This window comes from Virgibacillus sp. FSP13, from assembly GCF_054048505.1.
This window is the reverse complement of the sequence record NZ_JBSVKG010000011.1, coordinates 39,405-52,914: the sequence shown is the minus strand read 5'-3', so window position 1 is coordinate 52,914 and position 13,510 is coordinate 39,405. Positions and strand designations below refer to the sequence as shown.

Sequence of the window (13,510 nt, the reverse complement as noted above, 5' to 3'; positions counted from 1 at the left end):
AGCTTTGTGGTATGCTTCACTGAAAGGATAATTTAAATTGGAGGGGTAGTTAATGGATCGTCTAGTAGAAACATTACAGATCAAGATTCCCGTTGTACAGGCTGGTATGGCTGGTGGGATTACAACTCCAGCCCTAGTTGCAGCCGTTGCTGAATCAGGAGCACTTGGTACGATTGGTGCAGGGTATATGAATGCTGAGACATTGAAAAGTGAAATTAAAGAAGTGAAGCAGCTGACAGATAAACCGTTTGCTGTTAATTTATTTGCTACTGATTTACAGGCATCTTCTAAGGACATAGCTAAAATGCAGCATGTTTTACATTCATTCAGACATGAGCTTGGCATCACAACTAGTAAAGAATCAATTGAAGTGACTGATTATTTACAGAAAAAAGTTGACGTAATCCTACAAGAAAATATTCCTGTTGTGAGTACTGCATTTGGTGTATTATCACAGGATTCAATTGAAAAATTAAAAGAAAATGATGTTACATTAATTGGAATGGCAACGAACCTTGATGAAGCAAAACAGCTTGTAGATGCTGGATATGACATTATTGTTGCCCAAGGCTGTGAGGCAGGTGGACACCGAGGTACATTCGATGTGAACACATATAAAGATGGTTGTAATCTTGGACTTATTGTTTTGGTTCAAGAACTATCAGCGAATCTTTCTGTCCCGATTATTGCTGCAGGTGGAATTCATACGAAGAAACAGATTGATGGATTACGAGCGATAGGAGCGGACGGTGTGCAATTAGGTACACGGTTTTTAATAGCAAAAGAAGCTGGAACAAATCGTGCCTATAGACAGGCTTTGATAGACGCATCAACAGCGGACACGGTCATTACGAAAGCATTTTCTGGTCGACCTGCCCGAGCAATATCCAATCGATTTATCAAGGAAGTTGAGAACAGCTCTGTCGCTACCTTGCCATTTCCGATTCAAAACGAAATGACAAAAGATGTACGGGCAGCTAGTAAAAAGTTGGGTATTGCTGACTTTCAATCTTTATGGGCTGGACAAGGTGTAGGTGCGATAGATAAAGAGGAAACGGCAGCAGAGATTATCAAATCATTTGGCATGTGAATGGAATCGGGATGTCAAGCAAGTGAATAGAAGCATCGGATTCATTTTTTATCCCAAATTGCTCTTTATTATTGTCAAGCGATATTACGGTATCTAATCCCTGTGTAAACAGAAGAAGTAAAGAAGAAGACGTGCTAAAATAGGTACAGGTATGAAGGGACGATTTTTGATGGGCAAACAGCAACATGACTTTACACAAGGGAATATTCTTAAACAGTTAATCGTCTTTTCTGGACCGATTATGCTGACGAATCTACTGCAGACGTCATATCAATTTGCTGACAGCTTATGGGTTGGAAATTTGCTTGGAGCGAATGCACTTGGTTCTGTTGCTGTTTCGGGCACGATCATCTTTACAGTGCTGTCTTTTGTGATCGGGTTAAATAATGCAGCATTAACAATCTTATCACAGCAAAAAGGGCGGAATAATGCTAAAGGATTAAGCAATTACCTGAATGCTTTTGTTGTGATCTTAACACTTTTAGCTGTGCTGTTAGGTGTGACTGGATTTCTACTTGCAGAGTCACTGCTGAATCTTCTTGGTACACCAGAAAACATGATGGCAGCGGCAAAAACATATTTACAAATTAATTTTATCGGAATGTTATTTTTGTTTGGCTATAATTTTATTAGCACAGTGCTTCGGGCCTTAGGAGATAGTAAAACACCATTAAGATTCGTGCTGATCGCTGTTGTTCTTAATATTGTGTTTGATCCGTTATTTATTGCTGGATTCGATTGGGGCGTGCAAGGGGCCGCATTTGCAACTGTCACCGCACAAGGAGCTGCCTTTTTATATGGGCTTATTTATGTGTTGCGCCGTAAATTAGCGCCATTTCGTATTCCAAAACTGCCAAAAAGACAGGAAGTTGGCTTAATCTTAAACCTCGGCATTCCGTCTGGGCTGCAAATGGCAGTTATCTCAGCAGGTGTAGCAGCAATTATGAGTGTTGTAACAGGGTTTGGCGAAGATGTTGTTGCTGGATTTAGTGCGGCACAACGCTTAGATAGCTTGCTCATGCTACCGGCACATGCCTTGGGGACATCTGTTAGCAGCATGGCAGGGCAAAATATCGGTGTTAGGAATTGGTCTCGTGTGAGAAGCATTGCTAAATATGGGGTCCTATACAATTTTTCTGTGATGCTTTTCGTAGGAATACTTGTTGTGTTTTTAGCAAAATATGGTGTTCAGCTGTTTATCGATGATCCACAAGCAGTTCAATTTGGTACAACATATTTACAAATTGTTGCGTTATGCTATCCATTTCTGGGGATAAACTTTATATTAAATGGAATTGTCCGCGCTTCGGGTGCAATGTATCAAGTACTTGTGCTAAATGTTATCTCGTTTTGGGTCCTGCGTTATCCACTAGCAGCGCTTTGTTCCAACTTGTTTGGTGATACAGGAATAGCAATTGGTATGGGTGCAAGCTTTTTGATAAGTAGTTTGTTCGCCTTCTTGTACTATCGATATGGAAAATGGCGGCAAAAGAAATTATTCACAAAGTATGAAAACGATTAAGCTTTATGCACAAGCTGTGGATAAGGTTGAGGATAAGTCCTATATTTTGTAGAAAGAGACAATATTCGACACAATATATGCAATTCACCTGTGGATAATTCTATGAGTCTAGTTTTGTAAATTATTGGTGTTTTGCTTAATGATCTGATTGAATATGTTATGCTAGTTTGATGAAGACATAGATATGAAAGGCGAACGATGCAAGTGAAACGAAGAAGTAAAAAGGCAATCAAGCAGGCTTTGATCATAGCGGTAGTACTATGTGGTATTTTTTTGATGGTGTCTGTCGTAACGATAAATAAAGAAGATCACACGGATTTTGAGCTTGATCGCTCGTTCATAAGTGATCAAGTAATCGCTTATGAACCATTGATTAAAAAATACGCAAAAAAATATGAGGTAACGGCATATACGGATGTCATGCTCGCCATGATGATGCAGGAATCGGGTGGTCGTGGAGATGATCCAATGCAAGCATCAGAGAGTTATTGTGGAAAAGTCGGTTGTATCGATGACCCAGAGCTGTCGATTAAACAAGGAGTCTATTATTTTTCCAAAACAATCGCTGAGGCAAATGGTGACGTTGAACTGGCTGTACAATCGTATAACTTTGGTAGGGGGTTTATTGACTATGTGAAAGATCAGACAGGAAACTATACACAGCAAGTAGCGATTGACTTTTCACAGAAAATGTATCAAAATGCACCGGACAAATCGATTTATACGTGTTTGCGTGAAGAAGCGAAACAGTATCATGCATGTTATGGGGATATCTATTATGTGCGAGATGTGATGAAGTATAAAGAAGCATTGGAGAAACAGTCATAACCAAATGGAAAAGTGGTATGATTATGTAAGAAGATTATAAGGAGGTTGTAAACATGGTAAAAGCAATTCATACAGAAAATGCACCAGCGGCAATTGGACCGTATTCACAAGCAATTCAAGCAGGTGATTTTATCTATGTATCAGGGCAAATTCCGATTAATCCGGCAACAGGAGAAGTGGAACAAGGAATTGAAAAACAAACTGGACAGGTCTTGGAAAATCTTAAAGCTATCTTAGACGAGGCAGGAACTGATTTCTCCCAAGTTGTTAAATTTACAATCTATCTGAGTTCAATGGACGACTTTGCCACTGTTAATGAGATATATGGCAGTTACCTGAAAGAGCCTTATCCTGCAAGGGCAACGGTTGAAGTGAGTCGTCTACCGAAAGATGTGCTTGTTGAGATGGATGTTGTTGTTTATACGAAGTAAGGAATGGAATATGTGTTGGATACGGATGTTACCCGTTTTAAACAGTTAGCTGTTCGGGTGTTCAACGTTGCAACAGAAGGAAAATCCGATCGTGAAGTGGCAATGGAAGGCGTTGAAAGGCTACGTAGCTTCTGGACAAGTATGGGGGCACCTACACGACTTGCTGATTACGCAATTGATAGTAGCACACTTGAATTAATGGTTGAGAAAACAACAATTGTCCGACCAGAACATGGGAATTTTAAAAAATTGAATCAAGAAGACGCACGGGCAATTATAAAAGCGAGCCTCTAAACATCGGCGCGAGACCAGGAACATCGGCGCGAGAGCAGAAACATCGTCCGGAGAGCAGGAACATCGGCGCGAAAGCAGGAACATCGGCGCGAAAGCAGGAACATCGGCGGGAGAGCAGGAACATCGGCGGGAGAGCAGAAACATCGGCGGGAGAGCGAAAACATCGGCCGGAGAGCGAAAACATCGGCGCGAGAGCAGGAACATCGGCGCGAAAGCAGAAACATCGGCGCGAGAACAGAAACATCGGCGGGAGAGCAGAAACATCGGCGGGAGAGCGAAAACATCGGCCGGAGAGCGAAAACATCGGCGGGAGAGCGAAAACATCGGCCGGAGAGCGAAAACATCGGCACGAGAACAGGAACATCGGCGCGAAAGCAGGAACATCGGCGGGAGAGCAGAAACATCGGCGCGAGAGCGAAAACATCGGCGCGAAAGCAGAAACATCGGCGCGAGAGCAGAAACATCACCCCGCCACCAAACAATCAAACAAACGGACAGCTATTCAACAAGAATAGCTGTCCGTAATAATTTTCACCCTACCCTCTATAAGAAGAAAGTGCCCGAGAATGTCCCTTTCTTCCTGCGTATTCACTTCGATACCAAGCCACTAGCATAATAACACCACTTATAATCAGTAGTCCACTTGTTACAAAAAACACACCGGAAAATCCGTAGAAGCCTGATATGACGCCGCCAAGTGCTGGGCCGATAATGTTTCCTGCAAAACGCAATGATGTATTGTAACCAAGTACTTCACCTTGAATGGAGAGTGGTGCTTCCTGGCGAATATAAGCGATACGAACTGGTACAAGCCCGCCGATTGAAATACCAAGCAAGAAGCGTATGATAATCAGTTGCCAAATGTTTGTAACAAAAGCTGCTGGGAAGTAGACAATTCCTGCCATAAACAACAGGAAAATGACGATTTTAATATAACCGATCCGATCACCTAATCGCCCCCATCTTCTAGCCATCAATAAATTTCCTAAGCCTGCAGCGGAAAAGGCCATTCCTGAGAATAACGCGATATTTGCAGCCCCATGTAAATCACTAACATACAATGATAAAATTGGTTGTACGCTAAAATGTGCTACCTGTACAAGCATGGAAATCAGCATAACAACAAGCAGTACAGGTCGCTGCATAATATGTGACAGTACCTCTTTACTAGAATAGGATGACTTTTCCTCCTTTTCATCAGCAAATTTCATGATAACTTCTTTTACCCCGAAAAATACGAGGATTCCTGATAAAAGGATAGAGATAGATGTCCATTTAAATGTTGCGGCATAACCAAACATATCGGCAAAAGCACCGCCCAACAGTGGCCCCATTAATGAACCAGTAATGCTGCCGGTTTGTAATGTTCCTAGCACACGTCCAGCAATATTCTTAGGCGTTTGCGTAGAGATAAATGCTTGGGAAATTGGGATGAATCCTGTGAATATTCCCATAAATAATCGCAATAAAAAAAGTTGCCAGACCGAGGTGGCAAAACCCATTAATAAGACAGATATGCCTAAACCTGCTGCAGAAATCATGAGAATCCTTTTTCTGCCATACTTGTCACCGACCCTCCCCCATATAGGTGAAAAAATGAGTGCGGTGACAAATGTAATACCAAAGATCCAGCCCGACCAGTTTTGTACATAGGAAGCGGAGAAGTCTCCGTATGTTTCAATGTACAGAGAGATGAATGGAAGTACCATTGTCATACTGCCGGCAACAAAAAAGTTTGCAAACCACATAATTGCCAAATTGCGCTTTACGATAGGATTTTGTTGATCACTGATGGTAAATACCTTCTTTCGTCCATTTATTTCGTCACCCTAAATATTATACAGGGTGACAAAGAAATAAAAGTATTCTGCTCAAATAACCTAGTTCCCTAAATTTTCCCTCCATAAAACAGGATTAAATGCAGATCGTTTAGTGTCAACTTCAGAAGAATACGATATAATCAAGAATGAAATAGATTACCAGCGAATAGAATTAAATTTTGTAATCCAAATCATCATTTTAATCATATACAAGGGGGAAAATTTTAATGAAACGATTATGGAAGAACATAGCTATTTTCATCGTGCTGATCGGACTTGTTACCGGTATAACTTTTCCGGTAAATGCGGCAGAAGGAACAGATGATAATTCGGATAGTATCAATGAAAAACTTGGGGTACCGATTGTTGTTTACGGTGATACATTATCAGATGATCAAAAGAGAGAAGTACGGGAGCTGTTAGAAGTATCAGATCCTGATGCTGTTGAAGAATACAGTGTAACTGGACAAGATATTGCAAATTACATCAACGGCGACCCGAATTCACGCATGTATTCTTCAGCGAAAATTACTCGTGAAGAAAAAGGGGAAGGATTAACGATCAATATCGTGACGCCTGCTAATATTACTGAAGTAACAAATGAAATGTATGCAAACGCATTGTTAACTGCAGGTGTTGAGGATGCGACGGTTGATGTAGCTTCTCCTGTTAAAGTTAGTGGACACTCCGCCCTGACAGGCATCTATAAAGCGTACGATGTTCAAGGAGAAGACCTTGATAAAGAACGAATGGAACTAGCGAATGAAGAGCTGGACGTAGCAACAGATCTTGCTAAAAAAGATGGAATGAGCCAAGAAAAAGTAAGTGAATTGATTACGGATATTAAACAGGAAATTGCCGACAAAAATCCGGCATCAAAGGAAGAAGTCGAGCAGATTGTCCAAGATCAGTTAAACAAATTAGACATTTCATTAAGTGAAGAAGATCGTCAAATGCTAACAAACCTTTTTGAAAAAATGCGTGATCTTGATATTGACTTTGGCAAAGTGAAGAATCAGCTTGAAGATATCGCATCAACTGTTAAAGATAAAATAGATGAATTAGGATTGGATGCAGGTTTTTGGGAAAAGGTGGGTAACTTTTTTAAAGAGTTCCTTCAACTAATTGCTAACTTTTTTAAAGGACTATTTGATTAACTTTAATGTAGTAACTTTCAACGTGCAGACACAGAGGGAATGAATGAAGTTGCTGCAATCTAAATTGGTAAGGTAAATTCAAAAAATTGACCTAAAAAACTTTGACTTTAATGATAAGTCAAAGTTTTTTTAATATTTTGTCGTTTATTGGAATAAAATGTAAACGATTATTCTTGTGGGAAAGGTATCTCCCTGAAAATACTGATATATCAAGCTTTCTAAAAATTAGGTTCCCGAAATTTCTAACACCTAATATAAGAAATGATATCAATATAGTAAATTTTTTAAAAAAACATGTGCATAATTTGTCGAAACGTAGTATAATCCTCAATACAGATATATTTAATAAACCTAAATTATCTGAATAAAGACGCAATAGGAAAAATACAGGAGGGAAACAAATGAAGAAGTGGTCTTTATTTTTAGCATTAGTACTCGCTATGAGTATTGTTCTTGCCGCTTGTGGCGGTGATTCTGATAAAGAGTCGAAAGGGAACGCTGATAATGGCGATGGTGAATCGAGTTTATCATCAGATCAGACTTTTAACGTTAACATTAAATCGGAGCCGCCTTCTTTACACCCGGGGAAAGCAACGGATTCAACATCATCCGCAGTTCTTTTACAAACATTTGAAGGGTTAATGCGAATTAACCAAGATGGTGAACCGGAAGAAGCGATGGCGGAAAGTGTAAATGTATCAGATGACAAAACAACATATACATTCACAATCCGTGACGATGCGAAATGGTCAAACGGTGATCCTGTAACAGCACAGGATTTCGAATACGCTTGGAAATGGGTATTAGACCCAGAAAGCCCTGATACAGATTATGCGTATCAATTATATGTAATCAAAGGGGCCAAGGCTGCTAAGGAAGATGGTGGGTCACTAGACGATGTTGGTGTTATAGCAAAAGATGATAAAACATTGGTTGTTGAATTGAATCAGCCAACACCATATTTCTTAGATCTAACAGCATTCTATACGTATTTCCCAGTTAACAAAAATGTAGCAGAAGGAAATGATGAATGGGCTCAAGATGCAGGCGATAAATATGTAACGAACGGTCCTTTCATAATGGAATCATGGGAACATAAAAACAAAATTGTCTTAAAGAAAAACACAGATTACTGGGATGCAGAAAATGTTAGTTTAGAAACAATCAACATGTATATGATTGATGACGAAAACACAGCTTTACAAATGTACAAAAACGATGAACTTGACTGGGCTGGATCACCAACAGATGCAATTCCGTTAGCTGCGATTCCAGCATTGAAACAAGACGGGTCTTTAAATGTTTCACCAAAAGCAGGCGTGTATTATTATTCATTTAATACTGAAGTAGAACCGTTTAACAATGTGAATATTCGTAAGGCATTTTCATTAGCAATGAATCGTGAAGGCATTGTAAAAAATATTACAAAAGGTGAACAACAACCAGCGATGGCACTTGTTCCACCATCCATTTGGGAAGAAAATGAAGAAGGATATTTTAAAGATAACGATGTGGAAAAAGCGAAGGAATATTTACAAAAAGGTTTGGATGAATTAGGTTTAGACAAATTGCCAACAGTTAAAATTTCTTACAACACAAGTGAAGCTCACGCTGCTATCGCTCAAGCTGTTCAAGATATGTGGAGAGAAAACCTTGGCGTTGATGTTGAGCTAAATAACGAAGAGTGGAACGTGTTCTTGGATACGATGAGTGAAGGTAACTATCAAGTTGGTCGTATGGGATGGAATGCAGACTTTAATGATGCAATTAACTTTTTAGAAATCTTTGAATCTGTTGGTGGAAACAACTATACCAACTGGGAGAATGAAGAGTTTGCTAATCTAATCCAAAAATCCAGAACAGAAACAGATGAAGCAGCACGTGATGATATTTTACGCCAAGCTGAGAAACTGTTTATGGATGAAATGCCAATTGCACCAATTTATTTCTATACAAACGTGTGGCTAAATAAAGATTATGTAAAAGATGTGCAAGTTTCACCACTTGGTATTATCCAACTTAAGTGGGGCTATATCGCAGAACACTAAGAATGATTGAATCAAGTACCAATATAAGGTATGTGTTGTTACAGATACCCTATATTGGTACTGAATAAACAATAAGAATCATAAAACTCCTTTGATATATCTTCAGAATAAGCAAGGTTAAAACTTTGCTTAAGAAACTTAACTTTTTACTATTTCTATTAAACTTAAATAGTTTCATGGATGGATTCGGTAATCAGTGTGAAGGGGGATGGAGATCATTCCTCTTTTTACGCTAAAAAATACTAATATTTAAAATAAATAATTCGTTATCGGCTTATCAGAGGGAATATGGAGGTGTAGACTCTTGGCGAAATACCTATTAAAACGACTAGGTTATATTATTGTTTCACTATTTTTCATTGTAACCATTACGTTCTTCCTCATGCAGGCCGCACCAGGGGGGCCATTTGCATCAGAGCGGAAGTTACCGCCGGAAATTGAAGAACAAATGAATGAAGCATATGGATTAAATGACCCGTTATATCAACAATACTTTGATTACCTTGTAAATACGGTTCAATTCGACTTCGGTCCATCGTTTAAATACGTGGGACAAGAAGTTACGGATATTATAAGCAGAAGTTTTCCTTATTCACTCATTTTAGGTGCAGAGGCTATCTTTCTTGCGTTAGCAATTGGGGTTTTACTCGGAGTTATTGCGGCAATTAAGCATAATAAATTTGGAGACTATGTTGCGATGGTCATTGCGGTATTAGGTATATCAGTACCAAGCTTCATTATGGCAACTGTCTTGCAATATATATTTGCTATTAAATTACAAGCTTTACCGGTTGCTAGATTTGAGTCATTTGCACATACGATACTGCCGGCAGTTGCTCTGGCTACGACGCCACTCGCATTCATTGCGCGACTCATGCGTACGAGTATGCTTGACGTATTGAATGCAGATTATATTAAAACAGCAAAATCAAAAGGTCTAAGTGAACGAGTAACAACGTATAAGCACGCACTTCGTAATGCTATATTACCGGTTGTTTCTTATTTAGGACCACTAGTTGTATCGATATTAACGGGTAGTTTTGTTATTGAAAAAATATTTGGTATCCCAGGACTCGGTAATGAGTTTGTTGTAAGTGTGACAAACCGTGATTATACCGTGATTATGGGAACAACAGTATTCTTCAGTGTTTTGCTACTTGTCTCAATTTTAATTGTTGACCTTATTTACGGATTGGTTGATCCACGAATGAAAATTACAGGGAAGGGAGGCAGTAAATAATGGCACAAGTACAGGAGTCAAAATTAAAGGAATCGGATGTAACGAATTCACCGATAACCGATGCTGATTTCGCCCCCCTTCAGGTTAATGAATCAGAAGCGGAGAAAATCGCCGGTGAAAGTACATCCTATTGGAAAGATGCATGGCGTCGTTTTCGTCAAAATAAATTAGCTTTATTCGGCATTGTCGTCATTGTTTTATTAGCCATTGCATCCTTTGCCGGTGGACCAATTTCAGGTGAGAATTACTATGAAAATGATCTAATGCGTGCTAACCAATCCCCATCAGGTGAACATTGGTTTGGTACAGACAATTTAGGAAGAGATGTATTTGCCAGAACATGGTATGGTGCTAAAATTTCCTTATTTATCGGTTTAATGGCTGCCCTTATTGACCTTGTTGTCGGAATTATCTGGGGAGCAGTTGCTGGATTCTTTGGTGGAAAAGTCGATGAATATATGATGCGGATAGCAGATATTTTATATGGTGTACCATATTTGCTAGTTGTTATATTATTAATGGTTATTATGCCACAAGGTTTATGGACCTTAATTATTGCGATGACCATTACCGGATGGATTAATATGGCTAGGATTGTCAGGGGACAAGTCATGCAGCTCAGATCTGAAGAGTATGTAATGGCATCTCAATCACTTGGTGCAAGTAACAGCAGATTATTATTTCGTCATTTAGTACCAAATACAATGGGACCCGTTCTTGTTACATTAACATTGACAATACCAAATGCTATTTTCACAGAAGCGTTCTTAAGCTATCTTGGACTTGGAGTGCCGGCGCCTCTTGCAAGTTGGGGCACCATGTCGTCAGACGCCTTACCTGCACTTCAATATTATCCATATCAGCTTTTCTTCCCAGCGTTTTTTATCTGTTTAACAATGCTGGCATTTAATGTTATTGGTGATGGTATGAGAGATGCGTTAGATCCAAAAGAACGCTAGTAATGGGAGGATACGAAAAATGAGTAAACTATTAGAAGTTAACGATCTTTCGGTATCGTTTGACACATATGGTGGTGAAGTAAAAGCCGTTCGCGGTGTTAACTTTCAGCTTGATGAAAAAGAAACATTAGCAATTGTGGGTGAGTCAGGATCAGGAAAAAGTGTAACATCCCAAGCAATTATGCAGCTGATCCCGATGCCGCCAGGAAAATTTGCCGGTGGATCAATCATGTTTGAAGGGGAAGACTTAACCCAAAAATCAGAAAAACAAATGCAGGATATCCGTGGTAAAGATATTAGTATGATTTTCCAGGATCCAATGACATCTTTAAACCCGACGATGACTGTTGGAAAGCAGATCGCCGAAGGATTAATTAAACACCAAAATATGTCGAAGAAAGAGGCGCATAATCGTGGTGTTGAATTACTGAAGTTAGTTGGAATTCCTAACCCGGAAGCACGGATTAATCAATATCCCCATCAGTATTCTGGTGGAATGCGACAACGTGCGATGATTGCCATTGCACTAGCTTGTAATCCAAAAATGTTGATTGCCGATGAGCCGACAACAGCATTGGACGTAACCATTCAGGCACAGATTCTTGATTTGATGCGTGATCTCCAGGAGAAAACAGGTACAGCAATTATTTTGATCACACATGACTTAGGTGTTGTAGCAAATGCTGCACATCGGGTTGCTGTTATGTACGGTGGTAAAATAGTTGAAACAGGTACGGTCGATGAGATTTTCTATCAACCGAAACATCCATATACATGGGGATTGTTAGGATCCATGCCTAAACTTGAGGGTAGTGATGAAGAACTGCAAGCAATTCCTGGGTCACCACCAGATTTAGCCGATCCACCAAAAGGGTGTCCTTTCGTAACGCGTTGTCCGTATGCAATGAAGGTATGTGAAAATCATATGCCAGACTATACGGAGCTTTCGGATACGCAAAAAACGGCTTGCTGGTTATTAGATGAACGCGCACCAAAAGTTGAACCACCAGAGTCTGCCATCGTTGGAGGTGCAAAAGCCCATGAATGATACGAAAGAAAAATTACTAGAGATTAGTAATCTTAAAAAACACTTTAAAATAGATAATAAGACTGTTTTAAAAGCGGTGGACGGGATTACGTTTGATATTTTTAAAGGCGAAACATTCGGATTGGTAGGAGAATCTGGGTGTGGAAAGTCTACTGCCGGTCGTACGATTTTACGTTTGTATGAAGCAACAGAGGGAGAAGTAGACTTTCAGGGCGAAAATGTGCATGCGAAAAAGTCCAAAAAGGATTTAAAGAAATTCAATCGCAGCATGCAAATGATTTTCCAAGATCCTTATGCGTCATTAAACCCAAGAATGACTGTTAAGGATATAATTGCGGAAGGTCTTGATATCCATGGCCTTGTCAAAGATAAAAAAGAACGTTTAAATCGTGTTAATGAATTGCTAGAAACAGTCGGTCTAAATGCAGATCACGGGAATCGTTATCCACACGAATTTAGTGGTGGACAACGCCAAAGAATCGGTATTGCTCGTGCATTGGCAGTTAATCCAGACTTCATTGTTGCTGATGAACCAATATCAGCACTTGATGTGTCCATTCAGGCGCAAGTTGTTAATCTACTAAAAAAATTGCAACATGAACGTGGGTTAACCTATCTATTTATTGCCCATGATCTATCAATGGTTAAACATATCAGTGATCGTGTTGGGGTTATGTATTTAGGAAGTATGGCTGAGATTGCGACCAGTGATGACCTGTATGAGGAACCATTACACCCGTATACACAGGCATTATTAAGTGCAATTCCGATTTCAGACCCGGAAGTTGAACGCTCCAGAGAAAGAATTATTGTGGAAGGTGACGTTCCAAGCCCAATCAATCCGCCAAGTGGCTGCCGTTTCCGTACACGTTGTCCATTTGCGATGGATGTTTGTGCAAAAGTTGTACCCGAATTTCAGGAGTATAAAAAAGACCATTGGGTAGCTTGTCACTTATATGATGACAAATATAATGAAGAATATAAAACAAAACAGCAATAAGCTAAACAGGACTCATTCTATTACGAATGGGTCCTGTTTTATATTGCTATACCCTAATAATTACCATTTTATA

General features: G+C 39.6%; 12 protein-coding genes. 11 read left to right on the top strand and 1 reads right to left on the bottom strand.

Features of this window, described 5'->3' with window-relative positions; genetic code table 11:
* Nucleotides 1-52 precede the first annotated feature (52 nt).
* The 5 genes from ACW2QC_RS11340 to ACW2QC_RS11320 all read left to right on the top strand — a co-directional run bounded on the left by ACW2QC_RS11340 (nt 53) and on the right by ACW2QC_RS11320 (nt 4,165).
* Nucleotides 53-1,090, top strand: a complete 1,038-nt coding sequence (locus ACW2QC_RS11340) for an NAD(P)H-dependent flavin oxidoreductase (RefSeq protein ID WP_457544087.1) — start codon at nt 53-55, stop codon at nt 1,088-1,090.
* Between the two features lie 169 nt (nt 1,091-1,259).
* Complete coding sequence (locus tag ACW2QC_RS11335; protein ID WP_457544086.1) at nt 1,260-2,612, top strand: MATE family efflux transporter; 1,353 nt, start codon at nt 1,260-1,262, stop codon at nt 2,610-2,612.
* Nucleotides 2,613-2,810: 198 nt separating this feature from the next.
* Nucleotides 2,811-3,440, top strand: coding sequence for a lysozyme family protein (locus ACW2QC_RS11330; protein ID WP_457544085.1), 630 nt, complete (start codon nt 2,811-2,813; stop codon nt 3,438-3,440).
* Nucleotides 3,441-3,493: 53 nt separating this feature from the next.
* On the top strand, nt 3,494-3,871 hold the full coding sequence (locus tag ACW2QC_RS11325) for a RidA family protein (protein ID WP_457544084.1): 378 nt from the start codon (nt 3,494-3,496) through the stop codon (nt 3,869-3,871).
* A gap of 3 nt (nt 3,872-3,874) precedes the next feature.
* Entirely contained in the window at nt 3,875-4,165 is a 291-nt protein-coding gene (locus tag ACW2QC_RS11320; RefSeq protein ID WP_457544083.1) for a hypothetical protein, read from the top strand.
* 536 nt (nt 4,166-4,701) lie between these two features.
* Here ACW2QC_RS11320 and ACW2QC_RS11315 read toward each other — a convergent pair.
* A complete protein-coding gene (locus ACW2QC_RS11315) occupies nt 4,702-5,913 on the bottom strand; it encodes an MFS transporter (RefSeq protein WP_457544130.1) in 1,212 nt (403 codons plus the stop codon).
* Nucleotides 5,914-6,212: 299 nt separating this feature from the next.
* On the opposite strand from ACW2QC_RS11315, the gene ACW2QC_RS11310 reads away from it, so the two are divergent.
* The 6 genes from ACW2QC_RS11310 (at nt 6,213) to ACW2QC_RS11285 (ending at nt 13,437) form a co-directional block, all read left to right on the top strand.
* The gene (locus ACW2QC_RS11310) at nt 6,213-7,142 is read left to right on the top strand and encodes a DUF1002 domain-containing protein (RefSeq protein WP_457544082.1); all 930 of its coding nucleotides are present in this window, start codon (nt 6,213-6,215) and stop codon (nt 7,140-7,142) included.
* 401 nt (nt 7,143-7,543) lie between these two features.
* Entirely contained in the window at nt 7,544-9,190 is a 1,647-nt protein-coding gene (locus ACW2QC_RS11305) for a peptide ABC transporter substrate-binding protein (protein ID WP_457544081.1), read from the top strand.
* Nucleotides 9,191-9,494: 304 nt separating this feature from the next.
* Complete coding sequence (locus ACW2QC_RS11300) at nt 9,495-10,430, top strand: ABC transporter permease (protein ID WP_457544080.1); 936 nt, start codon at nt 9,495-9,497, stop codon at nt 10,428-10,430.
* Nucleotides 10,430-11,389, top strand: coding sequence for an ABC transporter permease (locus ACW2QC_RS11295; RefSeq protein ID WP_457544079.1), 960 nt, complete (start codon nt 10,430-10,432; stop codon nt 11,387-11,389). The genes ACW2QC_RS11300 and ACW2QC_RS11295 overlap by 1 nt, the downstream gene beginning before the upstream one ends.
* 19 nt (nt 11,390-11,408) lie before the next feature.
* Entirely contained in the window at nt 11,409-12,437 is a 1,029-nt protein-coding gene (locus ACW2QC_RS11290) for an ABC transporter ATP-binding protein (RefSeq protein WP_457544078.1), read from the top strand.
* Complete coding sequence (locus tag ACW2QC_RS11285; RefSeq protein WP_457544077.1) at nt 12,430-13,437, top strand: ABC transporter ATP-binding protein; 1,008 nt, start codon at nt 12,430-12,432, stop codon at nt 13,435-13,437. Before ACW2QC_RS11290 ends, ACW2QC_RS11285 begins: the two co-directional genes overlap by 8 nt.
* The last annotated feature ends 73 nt before the right edge of the window (nt 13,438-13,510 follow it).